Annotated in this window: 16 protein-coding genes and 3 pseudogenes; 8 read left to right on the forward strand and 11 right to left on the reverse strand. The window is 72.5% G+C overall.

Translation table 11 applies throughout. The annotated features are described in order from the left end of the window. Positions 1-54: 54 nt before the first annotated feature. The 5 genes and pseudogenes from nhaA to J2S66_RS14000 all read right to left on the reverse strand — a co-directional run bounded on the left by nhaA (position 55) and on the right by J2S66_RS14000 (position 4,124). Positions 55-1,301, reverse strand: a pseudogene (gene nhaA / locus J2S66_RS13980) (Na+/H+ antiporter NhaA). Between the two features lie 57 nt (positions 1,302-1,358). Next, positions 1,359-1,787: an anti-sigma factor antagonist gene (locus J2S66_RS13985; RefSeq protein WP_310307442.1), complete on the reverse strand. Its 429-nt coding sequence runs from the start codon at positions 1,785-1,787 to the stop codon at positions 1,359-1,361. Between the two features lie 416 nt (positions 1,788-2,203). After that, positions 2,204-3,220, reverse strand: a complete 1,017-nt coding sequence (locus tag J2S66_RS13990) for an SPFH domain-containing protein (protein ID WP_310307443.1) — start codon at positions 3,218-3,220, stop codon at positions 2,204-2,206. Then, on the reverse strand, positions 3,199-3,654 hold the full coding sequence (locus J2S66_RS13995) for an NfeD family protein (RefSeq protein WP_310307444.1): 456 nt from the start codon (positions 3,652-3,654) through the stop codon (positions 3,199-3,201). Before J2S66_RS13995 ends, J2S66_RS13990 begins: the two co-directional genes overlap by 22 nt. Positions 3,655-3,884: 230 nt before the next feature. Beyond that, positions 3,885-4,124 (reverse strand): hypothetical protein, encoded by a 240-nt coding sequence (locus J2S66_RS14000; RefSeq protein ID WP_310307445.1) that lies wholly within the window; start codon positions 4,122-4,124, stop codon positions 3,885-3,887. Between the two features lie 196 nt (positions 4,125-4,320). Here J2S66_RS14000 and J2S66_RS14005 point away from each other — a divergent pair, with 196 nt between their 5' ends. Further along, complete coding sequence (locus J2S66_RS14005; RefSeq protein ID WP_310307446.1) at positions 4,321-4,884, forward strand: hypothetical protein; 564 nt, start codon at positions 4,321-4,323, stop codon at positions 4,882-4,884. A 272-nt stretch (positions 4,885-5,156) separates the two neighbouring features. Here J2S66_RS14005 and J2S66_RS14010 read toward each other — a convergent pair whose 3' ends face one another. Next, on the reverse strand, positions 5,157-6,374 hold the full coding sequence (locus J2S66_RS14010) for an acyl-CoA dehydrogenase family protein (RefSeq protein ID WP_310307447.1): 1,218 nt from the start codon (positions 6,372-6,374) through the stop codon (positions 5,157-5,159). 256 nt (positions 6,375-6,630) lie between these two features. Here J2S66_RS14010 and J2S66_RS14015 point away from each other — a divergent pair, with 256 nt between their 5' ends. Next, positions 6,631-7,155, forward strand: a complete 525-nt coding sequence (locus J2S66_RS14015) for a hypothetical protein (protein WP_310307448.1) — start codon at positions 6,631-6,633, stop codon at positions 7,153-7,155. A gap of 68 nt (positions 7,156-7,223) precedes the next feature. Then, a complete protein-coding gene (locus J2S66_RS14020) occupies positions 7,224-7,745 on the forward strand; it encodes a hypothetical protein (protein WP_310307449.1) in 522 nt (173 codons plus the stop codon). A gap of 157 nt (positions 7,746-7,902) precedes the next feature. Here J2S66_RS14020 and J2S66_RS14025 read toward each other — a convergent pair whose 3' ends face one another. Further along, positions 7,903-8,055 (reverse strand): hypothetical protein, encoded by a 153-nt coding sequence (locus tag J2S66_RS14025; protein ID WP_310307450.1) that lies wholly within the window; start codon positions 8,053-8,055, stop codon positions 7,903-7,905. Between the two features lie 420 nt (positions 8,056-8,475). Between J2S66_RS14025 and J2S66_RS14030 the strand changes: the two genes are divergently transcribed. Continuing rightward, complete coding sequence (locus tag J2S66_RS14030) at positions 8,476-11,199, forward strand: cation-transporting P-type ATPase (RefSeq protein WP_310307451.1); 2,724 nt, start codon at positions 8,476-8,478, stop codon at positions 11,197-11,199. 308 nt (positions 11,200-11,507) lie between these two features. On the opposite strand, the pseudogene J2S66_RS14035 reads toward J2S66_RS14030, so the two are convergent. After that, positions 11,508-11,723: pseudogene (locus J2S66_RS14035) on the reverse strand (DUF305 domain-containing protein); the annotation flags it as partial. Positions 11,724-12,467: 744 nt separating this feature from the next. Here J2S66_RS14035 and J2S66_RS14040 point away from each other — a divergent pair. Next, positions 12,468-12,962, forward strand: coding sequence for a Gmad2 immunoglobulin-like domain-containing protein (locus J2S66_RS14040; RefSeq protein ID WP_310307452.1), 495 nt, complete (start codon positions 12,468-12,470; stop codon positions 12,960-12,962). A gap of 305 nt (positions 12,963-13,267) precedes the next feature. Here J2S66_RS14040 and J2S66_RS14045 read toward each other — a convergent pair whose 3' ends face one another. The 3 genes from J2S66_RS14045 to J2S66_RS14055 all read right to left on the reverse strand — a co-directional run bounded on the left by J2S66_RS14045 (position 13,268) and on the right by J2S66_RS14055 (position 15,016). Further along, positions 13,268-13,918 (reverse strand): DUF2202 domain-containing protein, encoded by a 651-nt coding sequence (locus tag J2S66_RS14045; RefSeq protein ID WP_310307453.1) that lies wholly within the window; start codon positions 13,916-13,918, stop codon positions 13,268-13,270. A 229-nt stretch (positions 13,919-14,147) separates the two neighbouring features. Then, entirely contained in the window at positions 14,148-14,270 is a 123-nt protein-coding gene (locus J2S66_RS14050; protein ID WP_310307454.1) for a hypothetical protein, read from the reverse strand. 188 nt (positions 14,271-14,458) lie between these two features. Continuing rightward, entirely contained in the window at positions 14,459-15,016 is a 558-nt protein-coding gene (locus J2S66_RS14055) for a DUF6069 family protein (protein WP_310307455.1), read from the reverse strand. A gap of 211 nt (positions 15,017-15,227) precedes the next feature. Here J2S66_RS14055 and J2S66_RS37255 point away from each other — a divergent pair. The 3 genes and pseudogenes from J2S66_RS37255 to J2S66_RS14065 form a co-directional block, all read left to right on the forward strand. After that, positions 15,228-15,395 (forward strand): annotated as a pseudogene (locus tag J2S66_RS37255) (DUF7455 domain-containing protein); the annotation flags it as partial. A 65-nt stretch (positions 15,396-15,460) separates the two neighbouring features. After that, positions 15,461-15,730 (forward strand): DUF1876 domain-containing protein, encoded by a 270-nt coding sequence (locus tag J2S66_RS14060; RefSeq protein WP_310307456.1) that lies wholly within the window; start codon positions 15,461-15,463, stop codon positions 15,728-15,730. A 31-nt stretch (positions 15,731-15,761) separates the two neighbouring features. Further along, entirely contained in the window at positions 15,762-16,013 is a 252-nt protein-coding gene (locus J2S66_RS14065) for a DUF4342 domain-containing protein (RefSeq protein ID WP_310307457.1), read from the forward strand. Positions 16,014-16,364: the final 351 nt, after the last annotated feature.

Here is a 16,364-nt window from a genome sequence, read left to right on the forward strand (position 1 = left end):
AGGCCGAGCGCACGAGGTCCGTGCCGGTCGACGCGAGGGCGGTGTCCGCGGTGATCACCGACCCGGAGGACCGTCGGTGCCTTCTCCCGCTGTCCTCCGCCCGCCGGCGACGGGTTCGCGGTGGCGAGTCGACCTGAGCAGCAGTGCGCTGCCCAGCGCCGCGGCCGCGGCGCTGGCGGCGAAGATGCCCACCTTGGCCTGGGTGGCCAGTGCCGGGTCGGCATAGGCGAGGTCGGTGATGAACAGCGAGACGGTGAACCCGATCCCGGCAGCGCCGCCGCGCCCCAGACCAGTCGGGGCGACACGCCGGTGGGCAGCACACCGACGCGGAGTCGCAGCGCCAGCCACACCGCGCCGCCGATCCCCAGCACCTTGCCGACGAGCAGGCCGAGCACGACGGCCCACGCCAGGCGGCTGCCGACCGCCTCTCCCAGAGCTCCGCCCCGCAGGTCCACCCCCGCGTTGGCGAGGGCGAACAACGGCACCACCACGAACGCGGTGATCGGGTGCAGCCCGTGCTGGAGGCGGTCCAGGACCGCCCGTCCGCGCACCGGCCGAGCCGGGGTCATCAACCCCAGCAGGACACCGGCGATCGTGGCGTGCACGCCCGAGTTCAGCGTCGCGTACCAGACGAACAGCCCCACCGGGGCGTAGGCCACGACCGAGGCGACACCCACCCGGCGCATCACCGCGACCGCGGCCACGCCGCCCGCGGCCGCGAACAGCCACCCGAAGTCCAGCGCCTCGGTGTAGGCCACGGCGATGATCCCCACCGCGATGATGTCGTCGACGATCGCCACCGACAACAGGAAGAGCTTCACCCCGGCCGGGACCCGCGATCCCAGCAGCGCCAGCACGCCCATGGCGAACGCGATGTCGGTGGCCAGCGGAACACCCCACCCCCGCGCCTCCGGCCCGCCACCGACGACCAGCAGGAACAGCAGCGCGGGGAGCACGACCCCGCCCAGGGCCGCCAACGCCGGCAGCGCCGCCGCGCGTCGGTCCCGCAGCTCGCCCACCACCAGCTCGCGCTTGATCTCCAAGCCGACGACGAAGAAGAACAGCACCATCAACCCGTCGTTGACCCAGTGCCGGAGGTCTTCGGTCACCGGGCCCAGGGTCAGCGAGGAGCGCCACAAGCCCTCGTAGCCGGCTGCCGCGGGGCTGTTGGCCCACACCAGTGCGGCCACCGCGGCCAGCAGCAGCACGACGCCGCCGGCGGCCTCGTCGTGGGCGAACCGCCGCAGCGGGCCCACCACGCGCCGCACCGCACCGAGACCGGCTTCACGGGCCTTCGTCACACATTCCCCCTCGGGGTCCTCGGGTCTTCCACGGGATGTCGGGCACAGCCGCCGGCTTCACGGCGCTGTATTGCCCACCGAGGTGATCGCCTCGGTGAGCGATGGTCGGACGTCGAACAGCGCTCCCACCCCGGCCGCACGGAGGGACCGGAGCACGGCGCGGTGGGTGGCCACCAGCAGCAGGGGCACCTGTCGCGCGTCGCACCGCCGCCGGGCCGCGACCAGCAGGTTCACCCCCGCGGCGGAGAAGAACCGCAGCCCCGTCAGGTCGACCACCAGTGGTCGCGGCGGGCCGGCGGCGGCGCAGCCCGTGCGCAGTGCCGCGGCCAGGACCGGTGCGGAACGGCCGTCGACCTCACCGGTGGCGCGTACCACGACGGGGCAGCCGGCCACGTCGACGACGTCGGCGCTGAGGGTCGACGCCTCACGGGCGGCGATCGAACGGCCGTCGAGGAGGTCGTCGGTGGCGTCGAGGCGCGTGGGCATGGTCGCCGGCTCCGATCGTCATGGCCGGCCTCCGGTTGCCGGGGTGGGACGGCCGGCGGGTCCTGCCCGCGATCGGCGCGAGGTTCCCCGGCGTCGTGCCGACGGGCCGATCGGTGCGAGATGTGCTTTCCACCAACCACGATAGGGGCCGCCGGGGCATGCGCGGAGGTCTCCGGCAGGCAGATCCGGACGATGCCCGGTTGCCGGGACCCGGCAACCGGGCCTTCTTCGATCGAGCAGTCGCCCAGCCAGTGCCGCTGTGACGTGGCAGCTGTGACGGTGGCCGCCGTCCTGAGGACCGCCGCTCGCCCGGCGCAGACGAGCGCACCGGAGCACGCCTCGGTCGGCAGTGCTCCGGTGCGGTGACCGGTCCCGGTGGGACCGCCCCTTCCGGGGATCTGGTCAGGCGGGCGCGGTCAGGCGGGCGCGGTCACCCGGCCGGGTGCCTCAGCCACCGCGACAGCCTCGACCGCGGCCTCGGCGGCGCGATTGGCGTCGTCGGTGGCCTTGGAGGCGACCTCGTCGGCGGCGGGCCGGCTGGTGTCCGCGACCTTCGGCAGGACCTCGGTGAACGCGCGCGAGACCCCCTGCAGGGCGGAGGTGACCTCACTGGGGATGACCCACATCGTGTTGCCGGGGCCCTGCGCCAGCTGCGGCAGCATTTGCAGGTACTGGTAGGCGAGCAGCTTCGGGTCGGGGTCGTTGCGGTGCACCGCCTGGAACACCTGGTCGATCGCACGCGCCTGGGCCTCGGCCTTGAGGATCTCGGCCGTCCGCTGCCCTTCGGCGCGCAGGATGGCGGCCTGCTTGTCGCCTTCGGCGGTGAGGATCTGCGACTGCCGCTGACCTTCGGCGGTGAGGATCGCGGCGCGCTTGTCCCGCTCGGCGCGCATCTGCTTCTCCATCGCGTCCTTGATGGTGCGCGGCGGGTCGATGGCCTTGATCTCCACCCGGTTGACCCGCAGGCCCCAGCGCCCGGTGGCGTCGTCGAGCACACCGCGCAACTGGCTGTTGATCGTGTCCCGGGAGGTCAGCGTGCTCTCCAGGTCCATCGAGCCCACCACGTTGCGCAACGTGGTGACGGTCAACTGCTCGACCGCCTGCAGGTAGCCGGCGATCTCGTAGAACGCCGCCCGCGCGTCGGTCACCTGGAAGTACAGCACCGAGTCGATCTCGACCACGAGGTTGTCCTCGGTGATGACCGGCTGCGGCTGGAAGGAGATCACCTGCTCGCGCAGGTCGATCGCCGGGTGCACCCGGTCGATGAACGGGATCACCAGGCTCAGCCCGGGTTGCAGGGTGCGCTGGAACCGCCCCAGGCGCTCCACGTTGCGCGCCCGGGCCTGCGGCACGATGCGCACCGCTTTGAGCAGGACGGCTACCGCGAACAGGGCGATGACCGCGCCCACGATCAACGGGACTGAGCGTTCCACGAGTCACTCCCCGGGTAGACGAACGCGGTGCTGCCGCTGATCCGCATGACGTCGACAGTGGTTCCCTCGGGGATCACGAGGCTGTCGTCGAACGGTCGGGCGGTCCACTCCTCGCCGCCGATGCGCACGAGCCCGCTGTTCCGGGTGACCTCGCGCAGCACGCAAGCGGACTCGCCCACCAGGGCGTCGATCCCGAAGCGCGCCGACTGCGGCTTGCCCAGGTGCTCACGGGCCATCGGGCGGAGCAGCACCAGGCCCAGGACGGAGGCGAAGGCGAACACCGCGAACTGCAGCGGAGCGGGCAACCCGAGCGCGGCGGCGCCGGCGGTGATCAGAGCGGCACCACCGACGATGCCCAGCGCAGCCGTGAGGGTGAACACCTCCACCACGCCCAGCACCAGACCCAGCAGCAACCACAGCAGCCAACCATCCACGACGGGCTCCTCACGACCGGTACGAGCGTCGACTTCACCCTCTCGGCCTGTGTCCAATGCTCGTCCCCCCGTACCGGCGCGACAAGGTGACTCCCCGGCCGTCCCCGATGCCCGCTCGTCGCCGGATGTCGGCAACGAACGGCCTCACCGTCCCGGGCGGTCGTTGGCCAGTCGAGCAGCTTCGCGCCCAGGACCGCGACGTTCAGCGGTGGCGTCCTGGGGCGCCACCGTCAGGGTTCGCCGACAACCGGCAACCGGAGGGGCCGACCGGCGATGGGCTCGCGACCGGCTCCCGAGGCGACCTGCTCGTGTCCGTCCTGGTCGTGGTGGGCGTTCACGAGCAAGGCGACCAGCAGCCATCCCATGCCCGTGAACACCAGCACTCGGCTCGACCAGAGCGCGGCGAAGACCAGGTTCGCCGCCGCGGACGTCGAGTGGACGGCCACGAGGACGCGGGCGGTGTGTCTCACGGAGGTCTCCCTGCGGACGACGTCGGGTTCGTCGCCGACCAGGCTTCCCGGCACACCACGCCGCCACCGGTGGTGACGCCGCCGTAGGCTGCATCGACGCGGGCGACGGGTTCGTTACCCGGGACAGCGCCGGGTGATCGAGGAAATGCCCGGTTCCGCCACCTGACAGGAAGCCGTGCGGGCATGATCTTCGGGCATGGTGGCCTACCGCAGCTTCGGGTCACAGCGCGCGCCCGTGGCGATGCGGGAGGCCTACCTGCGGCCTCGTCCCGACGACCCGGTCGCGGCGGCCAAGGCGCGGACGCGGTCCGGCTGGGCCGTCGCCGGACAGCCCTTCCCCCGACGGGTGTACGACCACACGTGCGCGATCCCGCTCGTCGGGAAGTCCCACCCGGAATCGGCCGAGGTCTGGCTGGGCGAGTTCGGCGGCACCGTGGTGTGCGTGATGCCGTCGGACGTCGAGGACCAGCGGGTGAACCGGCACGTCGGCGCGGATCCGGTGCGCGCCGAACTGGTCGAGGACGAGCGGGCGACGCTCGCCCACGTCGATCGCGTCGCCGGGTCGTACGGTTCGCCCGCATCAATCCCGATGCCACGCGGGGCCGTGCGCCGGTCCGCCCGCGGCGCACCCCTGCCGTTCGAGCAGCCATTCCCGGACGGTTCCGACGACGGGGTGTTCCCGCGGTTCGAGTACCTGCGGGAGGCGCGGTCGTGGCTGTTGGCGATCGCCCCCGCCCGGTGCCGCCGGCCGCCGCGGTGACCTGGTTCGGCAAGGACGACGAGACCGACCTGCTCGCCGTGGTCCCCGGGTGGTGGGACGACCTCGTGCGCGCGGCACCCCGGCGCGTTCTCCACCGACACAGGGTCCGACCCGGTCACCACCGTGTGCGGGTCGGACGGCCGACAGTGGACCAAGGCCCTCGGCGCGCCCGACTCCGTGCTGCCGCACCACTTCCTCTCACCTCAGCGGCGTCGTCGTCAGGAGGTCGCCGGGCGTCCCACCGGTGGGACGCCCGGAAGGCCGTTCCCGGCTCAGGTGTACCAGGTGGGCTCGGGGAGTTCGCCGAGCAGGGCGTAGCGGCCGACCTCGGCGCGCTTGTGGGCGACGGGGTCGTGCAGGCTGTGGGTGCGGATGTTGCGCCAGAAGATGTCCAGGCCGACGGTGTTGGCGGTGGCCCGGGCCCCGGTGACGTCGAAGACGCGGGTGCCGACCTCCAGGCCGGTGTCGATGGCGCGCTGCTTGGCCGCGGCGACGACGACGGCGGCTTCGCCGCGTTCGCGTTCGGTGACGGTGTCGGGGTGGGTGTTGATCGCCTCGATCACCCCGGCGGCGCGGTCGGCCAGCGCCTCGGCGGCCCACAGCTTGGCCTGGAGGTCGCCGTAGGTGTCGAGGACGTGGAACTCCTCGACCGCGGTGCCCTTCACGTCGTGGGCGAAGGGCCAGGGGCGGGTGCGGTCGCGGGTGTAGGCGGCGGCCGCGGTCAGGGCGCCGCGCGCGATGCCCAGGTAGAAGTTGGTGAACACCAATTGGATCAGCGGCACGTTGAGGGTGTTGTAGACGCGTGGCCGGAACCGCTTGTCCACGTATCCGGCCGCGTCGGACCACGGGACGCGCACGCCCCGGATCTCGACGCTGCCGCTCTCGGTGAGCCGCTGGCCGAGGTTGTCCCAGTCGTCGTTGAACACGATGGCGTCCTGGCGGGAGGGCACGATGGCGAAGACGTGCTCCTCGGTGCCCTCCAGCACGCCTTCCAGGACGGTGACGTCGGAGACCTTGCCTCCGGTGGAGAAGGACTTGCGCCCGGTGAAGACGATCTCGTCGCCCTCGTCGACGATGGTCAGGTCGCTGTCGCGCGGGTTGACCGCTCCGCCGAAGAACCACCGCTCCCGGGTGGCCCGCTCCTCCACCGCGGCGACCTGCTCGGGGGTGGCGACCAGGCGGGCGGTCCAGAACCACAGGTAGTGGTAGCCCAGCAGCTGGCCGATCGAGCCGTCGCCGACGGCGACCTCGCGGATCACCCGGTAGGCGGTGCTCCAGTCCAGGCCCGCGCCTCCGTGCTCGACCGGTCCGAGGAGGGTGACCAGGCCCGAGTCCTTGAGCAGCGAAACCTCCGCGTGCGGGGTGGCCCCGGCCCGGTCCCGGGCCACCGCGTCGACCGCCAGCAGCGCGGCGACCTCACGGGCGCGGTCCACCCACTGCTCGGCGGTGCTCGGGGCGGTGGACCAGGTGTGCGGCGCAGAGGCGGTCACAGGCAGGCTCCGATCACGCGGGCGAGGTTTCGGCTCCTCCTTCGTACCCAGGACGCACCCGGGAGCGACAGGTCCCAACCGGTGAAAGAACTTATTCCCACCCTGCGCGAAATCCGACACCCGCGACTCCGCAGTCTTGCGGCGCCCGACGCCCACGCACGGTGTTCCACCACAAGTCGTTCAGTCGATTGAGCGCGGGCGACCGGATCGCGACACTCGACTCGCCCCGGAACGCCCCCGAAGAACGGAAACGCCCATGCGCCCGCGTTCGCTGATCACCGCCCTGGTGGGCGGGCTGCTCGGAGCGGCCCTCCTCTCACCCGCGCCCGCTTCGGCGTCCGTGGTGGACGTCAACTGCGCCCTGGGCACCCAGGTGGGCACCTACTCCCCCGGCATGACGCTGCTGCCGAGGCACATCGACTTCCACGCCACCGGAACGCTGGGCGGCTGCGTGTCCCCCAGCCACCCCGGGATCACCGGTGCGACCTTCACGTCCCTGGTCAGCGGCACGTTCAGCTGCCTGGCGGGCTCCACCACCAACACCTCCACCTACCACTGGAACACCGGGCACAGCAGCACCGTCCAAGGTGGCTTCGAGGTCAACCTCAAGCCCGGCGGCACCACCGTGCTCGTCCTGACCGGCACCGTGGTCGACGGGCTGTTCCGGGGAGCGACCGTCGTGCAGACCAAGGTCCTGCCCGCCACCGACCTCACCGCCTGCCTCACCCCGCAGGGACTGACCAGCGTCAGCGGCACCGTCACCTTCACCGCCCTGCTCTGAACCGGCGGGCGACACGGGCGTCGGAGTCCGGGTCGACCCCCACCGCAACCACTGTGGAGGACCAAGCGGTGCGCAGCATTCGAGGTTCGCTGGTCGCGGTCGCGCTGATCGCGTCGTCCGCGCTGATCGCGTCGTCCCCCGCCCAGGCCGCGCCGGGGGACCTCACCTGCACCGAGACCGAGTCGGTGTCCTACTCCCCCGGCCTGCTGACCACGCGTCGGTCGGTGGTCGTGGACGTGGACAACGTCCTCTCGTGCACGTCCCTCACGGACCCTGCCGTGACGGGAGGACGTGTGCGGGCGACCGTCCGCGGCCTCGACCGCTCGTGCACGGACCTGGCCGCGTCGGGCAGCGGCTCGTACACCATCACCTGGAACACCGGGGAGACCAGCACGATCGGCTACACCCGGTCAGCGAACTACGTCCTGGGGACGCTGGTCATCGTGGAGAGCGGGACGGTGACGGCGGGCAAGTTCACCGGCGACTCCGTCACGCACGTCGTCGAGCTGCTCAACCTCGACCTCCTGGCCTGCCTCGCGGAACCCGGCCTCACCGCGGCCTCGGGCATCGGCACCTACCTCTTCACCTGACCCATCCGGCCACGGCACACCCCGAGCAGCGTCCGGCGGCACGCTCGCGGCGGTCGAGGTCGTGGGACGTCGAACCAGGGCATGGTGCCGAGAGGCCCTGTCCCACGGGGGCAGGCGTCGAGCGCGGCGGTAGGCCCCCGTGCACCTGCCCTGCCCGTCAACTCGACGGCGCGGTGGTCCCCGACGACTCGGGCACGTCCTGCCGCACGCTCTCCGCGGCCAGGAACTCCTCGTCGGAGCAGGTGCGGTGGACGCCGTCGTCGAGCAGCCGGTACTGGTCGCGGCAGTTGGCCTGCCGGAACCGTTCCACGGTGCCGGTCACCCGGGCCCGCCGAGGTGAAGGCGCCGCCGGTCGCCGGTCTCGGCGTCGTGGCCCCATTCGGCCTCGGCCTCGGCCTCGGCCACCTGCCGGCGACCAGGACCCGGCTCCCGGCTCGTCCGGGACACAGGTCCCGCTCCAGGGGTGACATCAGGCCCTTATCGGCACGGCAGCGCCCCGGAAGCCTGGAGGCACACGGTTCCGCCGTCCTGCCGGGCACCGATGTGCTCGGCGGATCAGCGCAGGTCAGGAAAGAGGTACTCGGGTCATGCCCCACCGCGTCGCCGTCGGCCTCGACGGCTCACCCGCCGGAGAGTCGCCCACCCGGACGGCTGTCGTGGTCGTCCACGCGACCGGAGGACAGCCGGCTGTCGGGCGGCCGCAGGCCCTCGCGCGTGGAGAGGTGACCTGATGACCACGTCGGTCGCGGCGTCGACGACCGTGCACCACGGGCTGGCGGCCCACGAGGTGGTACTGCTGCTGGGGAGCGACCCGCATCGCGGTCTGACCGACCGGGAGGTCGCCGAGCGGCTGACCCGGTTCGGGCCGAACACCCTGCCCGCGCCCAAGGGCGCCGGTCTGCTGGTGCGGATCCTGCGGCAGTTCCACAACCCGCTGATCTACGTGCTGCTCGCCGCCGGGGCGATCACCGCGGGGCTGGGCGAGTACGTCGACTCCGCTGTGATCTTCGGTGTCGTGGTGATCAACGCGGTCGTGGGCTTCATCCAGGAGTCCAAGGCCGAGGCCGCGCTGGAGGGCCTGCGGTCGATGGTGCGCACGCGGGCCAAGGTGGTCCGCGACGGCCACGAGCGCATCGTGCCGTCCGACGAACTCGTCCCCGGTGATCTCGTCCTGCTGGAAGCGGGCGACAAGGTGCCCGCCGACCTGCGGCTGACCAGGCTGGTCGAGCTGCGGGTGGACGAGTCGGCGCTGACCGGCGAATCCGTGCCGGTCGCCAAGGACGAAGTGGTGCTGCCCGAGGCGATCCCGGTGGCCGACCGGCACAACATGGCCTACTCGGGCACCCTCGTCACCACCGGTGGCGGCGCCGGGATCGTGGTGGCCACCGGCGCGCAGACCGAGCTGGGCGAGATCCACCGGCTGGTCGGGGCCGCGGAGACCCTGGCGACACCGCTGACGCGGAAGCTCGCCGGGTTCAGCAGGATTCTCACCGTGGGCATCCTGGCCCTGGCCGCGGCCACCTTCGGGGTCGGCCTGTGGCGTGGGCAGGACGCGGTGGAGACGTTCACCGCCGCGATCGCCCTCGCGGTCGGCGCGATCCCCGAGGGTCTCCCGGCGGCGGTCACCATCACGCTGGCCATCGGCGTGGCCCGGATGGCGCGGCGGCGCGCGGTGATCCGCCGGCTGCCCGCGGTGGAGACGCTGGGCGGCACCACGGTGATCTGCACCGACAAGACCGGCACGCTCACCGAGAACCAGATGACCGTGCGGACCCTGTGGACCCCGGGTGACCGGTACGAGGTCACCGGCTCGGGCTACGCCCCGGACGGGACGCTGCACGACAGCGCCGACGCCCCCGCTCCGGTGGAAGCCGACCGGGCGCTGCGCTGGTCGCTGCTGGCCGGCGCCGCCTGCAACGACGCCGCCCTGACCCACGAGGACGGGCGGTGGGACGTCGTCGGCGACCCCACCGAGGGCGCGATGCTGGTGGTCGCGGCCAAGGCGGGACTGGGTGTCGACCGCGTCGCGGGCCTGCTTCCCCGCCTGGCGACGATCCCGTTCAGCTCCGAGCGCCAGTACATGGCCACCCTGCACCGCGACACCGCCAACGGCACTCACGTGGTGCTGGCCAAGGGCGGCGTCGAGCGGGTGCTCGACCTGTGCGACGCGCAACTGGACGCGGACGGCACGGTCCGGCCCCTGGACCGCGCCACCGCGCTGCGCGAGGCCGACGACCTGGCCGGTCGAGGACTGCGGGTCCTGGCCACGGCGATGCGTCCGGCCACCGGTCCGGGCGAGAACCGCCCGGACGGGTTCGGCGAGGACTCGTTGGCCGGCGGCATGGTGCTCACCGGGCTGCAGGCCATGCTCGACCCGCCCCGGGCCGCCGCGACCGCCGCGGTGGCCGCCTGCCGCACCGCCGGCATCGCGGTGAAGATGATCACCGGTGACCACGTCGCCACCGCCACCGCGATCGCCGGCCAGGTCGGCCTGCTCGACGAGCGCGCCGAGGGCGCGGTGCTGACCGGGGTCGAACTGGCGGCCCTGCGGACCGAGGACTTCCCGGAGGCGGTGAACCGGGCCGCCGTGTTCGCCAGGGTCTCCCCGGAGCAGAAGCTGAGGCTGGTCGAGGCGTTGCAGGCACGCGGGCACGTGGTCGCGATGACCGGTGACGGGGTCAACGACGCGCCCGCCCTGCGGCAGGCCGGCATCGGTGTGGCGATGGGGCACAGCGGCACCGAGGTGGCCAAGGACGCCGCGGACATGGTGCTCACCGACGACGACTTCGCCACGATCGAGGCCGCGGTGGAGGAAGGCCGCGGCGTGTTCGACAACCTCACCAAGTTCATCGCCTGGACCCTGCCCACCAACATCGGCGAGGGCCTGGTCATCCTGGCCGCGATCGTGTTCGGCGCCGCGCTGCCGATCCTGCCCACCCAGATCCTGTGGATCAACATGACCACCGCCGTCGCGCTCGGGCTGATGCTCGCCTTCGAGCCCAAGGAAGCCAGCATCATGACCCGGCCACCCCGCGACCCGGACCAGCCGCTGCTCACCCGCGCGCTGGTGATGCGCATCCTGCTGGTGTCCACGCTGCTGGTCGCCGGCTCGTGGTGGCTGTTCCAGTGGGAACTGGCCAACGGCGCGAACCTGACCGAGGCGCGCACCGCCGCGATGAACGTGTTCGTCGTGGTCGAGGCGTTCTACCTGTTCAGCTGCCGCTCGCTGACCCGGTCGGCGTGGCGGATCGGGCTGTTCACCAACAGGTGGATCGTCGTCGGCGGCACCGTCCAGGCCGTCGGGCAGCTCGCCATCACCTACCTGCCCGTCATGAACACGATCTTCGGCACCGCCCCCATCGGCGGCGACGTGTGGCTGCGCGTCCTGGCCGTCGCCGTCGCGGCGAGCCTCGTGGTGGCCGTGGACAAGCGGTTGCGGCGGCCGCGGTCGTGAGCACCGACGACCCCGGGAGACGCGGTGCGACGGGAGCACGGTCGCCCCGCCGGACCGGCCAGGCGGCGATTCCCCCCGCCTGGCCGGCCGCGGCATCCCGGACGTGCCCGTCGTGGCCGCGAGCCCTCCGGGGATCGACCGCCGAGTGGCGGTCGATCCGTGCCGTCGAGCGGGTCGTCCACCGTGACCGCCCGGCCCGCCCCTGCTCGACCACGACCGTGCCGGTGACGGCCCGTGTCGTCACCGGCACGAGGCGTCGGTGCTCAGCCTCGGGGTGCTCAGCCTCGGGGTGCTCAGCCTCGGGGTGCTCAGCCCTGGGGGGGTAGGAGGGCCTGCATCTCGCCGATCTCGGCTTCCTGGGCGTCGATGATCCGCTGGGCCAGGTTCCTGGCCCCGGGGTCGGCGCCTCCGGCCAGTTGGGCCTTGGTCATCTCGACGGCGCCCTGGTGGTGAAGGATCATCATCGACAGCCATCGCCGGTCGAAGTCGGCACCCTCGGCGGCCACCAGCCCGGCCACCTCCTCATCCGTCTGGCCGCCTCACCAACCCACCCGACGGACGGGTCGATGCCCCAGGCGACGGCACGGCCCCCGCTGGGCCGAGCTGAACCCGCTGTTGCCGATCCGGTGTCCCTGCCGGTCGGCACCTGTCGCGGCGCCTGCGCGACACCGCCGACGGGCGAGCCGCGCTGGTGCGGGCCGGCGGCGGCCACACCGGCACCGTGCTCGACCGGACACTCATCACGCTCGGCCTGGTGGCGAACACCGTCCAACGCCCGGAGTTTCCGACCTTGGTCTTCCCGTCCGGGGGTGGGTCGTCGAACGTACTCCGGCATGGATCGCAGGGCACCGCCACCGCGTTCGCGTCCGCCACCAGCGCGCCGTGGTCCGCTGTGCCGCGACCCGTACCACCAGCCGCCTCGGACACCACCGTGCGTTCGGGGCGTCCGCCGCGGCCGCTCCGGCCGGTCAGGACTCTGTCGTCCGCCACAACGCGGCGTGCTGTACGCCGGTGCCGCTCGTCTCGCAGCCGATCACGGTGTTGCCGTCCACCGCTCTCGCGGAGCCGTGCCGGCCGGTGGGGTCCGTCGGGACTGGTCCCACCAACCCGGGACTTCCTGCCCTGGCAGGCGTACCGCAGCGCGTCCGAGACTGGTCGGAGGAGTCGTCGGAGGCTCGTGGTGATCGGCTTCGAGCCGCGACCGGGGCGGTCGCATTCCGCAGCGATTCCGCCGCCACCGGGGGGATCTCCGCAAGAGAGGTGTGACCATGTCGATCGACGTGCAACAACCGAAGGCCTACGACCTGGTGGGCGACGTCATCCAGCTCGCCGGGGTGGCCGGCGGGGCGTTCGAGGCCAACTTCAACTACCGCGTGCACGAAGGCCACGACGAGGTGGTCGGGTACTTCACGGCCGGTGACGGCACCGGCGGACACGGCCAGTTCCAGGTCGCCGCGGACGTGACGGGGGCGGCCTTCACGCTCGACCGGCTGTTCGTCGAGGTCTACCACACCTCCCCCAAGGACGGGGAGGAACTCGACAAGGTGATCGTCCCCGTCGTCCTCGGCTCCAAGATCGTCCCCGGCTACCACTCCTACGTCGAGCACGTCGTCGCGGCGGGCGAGACGCTGTGGGCGATCGCCACCCGCTACTACGGCTCCGGCAACCTCTACCACCGACTCGTCGCCGCCAACCCGAACACCGTCACCGACCCCGACGTCATCAACGTCGGTGACGTCATCCGCGTGCCGCAGGGCACCTGACCCGACGCGGACCGGACGGCCCGACGGTGTCAGCGACGCCGTCGGGCCGTCGGCACGGGTTCCGACCCGCTCCGCCCCTCGGACAGGCACTGTCGCAAGCCGTCCGTCACGAACTCGGGACCGGCGCGGTGCGGTGCTCGGGACACGGCGGCCGGCTGGGTGATCACGTCCTCGGCGTCCCGGCCGGGCCGATCACCCGGATGAACCCGCCGAGCGCCCCCGAGCGCGTCGCAGGCGCTCGAGCCCATCGCCGCCGACGTCTTCGCGGATTCCGCACCGACCTCCTGCGATCCTCCCGGGGGTACTCACCGCGTGAGCCACCGTCCGAAGGCCGCGAGGTGGTGCTGCGACGCGTGCAACAGGTGGCTGTAGACCCGCTGCACGTCCGGGGCGGTCAGCCCGCCCAGGGAGGCGTCGAGGAGTTCGATGTCCTCTGTCTCCACCGTCCGCCCGACCTCCAGAGCGGCCTGCTCCCCCGCACGGCCGCGGACGAGCAGTTCGTCGTACCGCGCCTGGACCACCGGATCGGCGAACCGGCCCGGCTCCCGGTCGGCGGTCGGGTCGGGCACGCCGTAGCGGGTCAGCAGGGTGCGGACGGCGGACAGGTGCCCGGTCTCCGACGCGGCGATCCGGTCGAAGACGGGGGTCTCGAACAGGTTCGCGAACTCGGCGTACAGGTCGTGCGCCAGCTTCTCCTCCTGGGCGTTCGCCGCCAGGGCCGAGCGCTGGGCTTCGGTCAGGGTTCCGCTCGGGTCGACGACACCGGCAGCGGTGAGGCAGCTGCCGTCCCGTGCCCGGGTGCCGTGGCCGCCGTGCCCTCCGTGCCCTTCGCGCGCGCCGGTCCCCGTTTCCGGGCCGGGCCCCATCGGAGCGGCCCACGCGGGAACGGTGGCGATCGCGACCACCGCGGCGACGCCGCCGGCGGTGATCACACCGAGCGCTGTGCGTGCCTTCATCACTCCTCCTCCACTCGATTCCGACACCACCACGGTGCTCCTCCGGTGCGCAGCGGGGATGGAGCCGGTGTGGAGACGGTGTGGAGACGGTGTGGAGACGGGAACCGACCGCGCGGCCTCGCCACGGGCGCACTGCCCCCGGCAGCCTGACGGGCCAACCGCACCACACCGGCGTACGTGCTGTCCTCGGCCGTGGCCGACGCGCTCAAGTCAGCGGCGACATCCCCGTTCACCACACCGCTGCGCACGGAGTCCCCACGGGCACGCACGGCGGGTGCGGCCTCCCGGTGAGCGCCGACTCGTCGAACACACCGCCGTCGAGCAGCACGCCGTCGACCGGCACCGCGTCCACCCGGTCGCCCCGTCGTACGTGCGCGCGGCTCGGCGCCCGTTCGAGCGGGGTGGAGAGGTCGCGTCCCTCACGGCGACGCGCCGGCGCGCGGTGCGCTCACCGCGGTCGGCAGCAGCTCGCGCGAAGGTGTGCCGAACCGTCGCATCAGGAACTCACCGACCCCGTCCACTCGGTGCGCCCGGTGGGGCTCAGGCGCTCCACCGGCGGCGGGCACTGCTCACGACACCGGACAACAGGGCCGTGATCGAGAGACCGATCGCGGCGTTGAGCACGGCGGTGAACACGCGGCTCTCGGTGGCCACGTCGAGGCTCAGTGGCAGTACCACGGCGATCGTGGTCAGCAGCACCATGATCCAGGTGAAGAACCGGATCGCACGGGGAGTGGTGGTCAGCAGCAGCTGCACCAGGCCGGTGGCGGCGAAAGCGCACACCGCCGAGCCGAACGCGTAGGCGAGGGTGTTGGCGTTGCCCCAGGCGCCCTCACCCTTCGGGGCGAGCACCGCGATGTCGAGCAATCCGCGGGCGACGAGGATCCCGACGACCGCGAGCAGGCCGGCGATCAGCGCGGTCGCGGCTCCGCCGGTCCACAGCCGTCCAGTGTGGAACCCGTCGAGCGGCGCGTCTCCGGCCGGGGCGTCGGACCGGACCGCCGAGGTCTTCGGAGGATCGTCCTCCGGGGGCCATGAGACGACGAAGTCCTCCGGTCGGTCCGTGCGTGTGCCGTGGTCGTTCATGCGGCTGGTCATGGCAGGTCCTCCTCCGGGTGGACGTGGCACTTCGAACCGGCCCGTGCACTTCCACCTTCGCTCCCCGGCACGGCGAATCCCAGGGCCGGAGGTCCCCACGGGCAGGTGCCCTGGCGCCCGCTCCGGGTCCCGGCCGGCGCGGGTCGAAGGTCCCTGTACCGCCGCACCGCCCGCGGGAACGCTGGAGGTCGGGGAAGAAGAGGAGTCCGTCATGACCACCGCGCTCGACACGATCGCGACCGGTCCGTCCTCCGTCGAGGACCGGTGTGATCCGTGCGGCGCGCGTGCACGGGTGCGCGTTGTGCTGCACAACGGGGCACTGACGTTCTGCGACCACCACGAACGCCGGCACCGAGCCGCACGGGAGCACGTCGCCGTGCGGATCGAGCACCACGTCGGCACCCGCGACGGCCGATCACCGGCACCCGAGCGGAAGGAAACCCGATGCGAGAGACCAAGCAGTGGCGCGTCGACGTCACCGGCGACGAGCACGACGACAAGACCAGGGCGAAGGCGCGCCTGCACACGCGCGACGACACACACCTGGTCGGTGTCGGCACGGCGAGGCTGAACCCCACCGACACCAACATCCCCGAGATCGGCGACGAACTCGCCACGGCGAGGGCGCTGTCCGACCTCGCGCACCAACTCCTCGACGCCGCGACAGCCGACATCGAGACCGTCACCCACCAGCCGGTGCACCTGCCCAGGTGACCGGGAACGGAGGTACGACACGACCGAGCAGTTGGCAGCCCCGAAGGCCACGCGCCTGCGCGGGGAAGCGCTCGTCGAGAAGGCCGAGGAACTGCTCCGCGAGGGCGGCGTCCGGCGTCCGGCCATCAGGAACCACAAGGGCCACACCGTGATGGAGGTCCCCGTGACGGCCGGCGTCGTCGCAGCCGTCGCCGCCCCCGTGGTGACCGCCGTGGCGGCGATCGCCGCCCTGGCGAGCGAGCGGTCGATCGACGTCGAGCACCACGAGACGCCGCAGACCTGACCGATCGACCGGATGCGCGGCTGGGCGGACTCCGGTCCCGCCCGGCCGCGGACTTCCGTCCCTGCCCCGAGCACCTCGGCAGCCGACGACGGGTGTCGCAGCAGCACCGGATCCGGCGCAGGGGCGATGGCGAGCACGACGCCCACCACCCGTGCCCGTCGCCGTGCCGACAGCCCCCGTGCGGCACTCGCCCCCGGCCTCCCGGCGGCGGAAGCCGGAGGTCAGCGGTCGCGGTCTCCCCGGAATGCGGGACCTTCGACCCTCAACGCGGCACCGGTCGCACACGGGTGCGCATCGACCAGTGACTTCGGTGGCGTAGACCCCTCCCGGTGTCGCAGCCGACGCCCGATC

The organism is Saccharothrix longispora (genome assembly GCF_031455225.1).
In the GTDB taxonomy this organism is placed as follows: domain Bacteria; phylum Actinomycetota; class Actinomycetes; order Mycobacteriales; family Pseudonocardiaceae; genus Actinosynnema; species Actinosynnema longispora.

Coding starts and splice junctions, on each gene's coding strand:
- J2S66_RS13985 (WP_310307442.1), bottom strand. CDS start 1,787: ATGCCCACGCGCCTCGACGCCACCGACGACCTCCTCGACGGCCGTTCG.
- J2S66_RS14005 (WP_310307446.1), top strand. CDS start 4,321: ATGGTGGCCTACCGCAGCTTCGGGTCACAGCGCGCGCCCGTGGCGATG.
- J2S66_RS14015 (WP_310307448.1), top strand. CDS start 6,631: ATGCGCCCGCGTTCGCTGATCACCGCCCTGGTGGGCGGGCTGCTCGGA.
- J2S66_RS14030 (WP_310307451.1), top strand. CDS start 8,476: ATGACCACGTCGGTCGCGGCGTCGACGACCGTGCACCACGGGCTGGCG.
- J2S66_RS14040 (WP_310307452.1), top strand. CDS start 12,468: ATGTCGATCGACGTGCAACAACCGAAGGCCTACGACCTGGTGGGCGAC.
- J2S66_RS14045 (WP_310307453.1), bottom strand. CDS start 13,918: ATGAAGGCACGCACAGCGCTCGGTGTGATCACCGCCGGCGGCGTCGCC.
- J2S66_RS14055 (WP_310307455.1), bottom strand. CDS start 15,016: ATGACCAGCCGCATGAACGACCACGGCACACGCACGGACCGACCGGAG.
- J2S66_RS14060 (WP_310307456.1), top strand. CDS start 15,461: ATGCGAGAGACCAAGCAGTGGCGCGTCGACGTCACCGGCGACGAGCAC.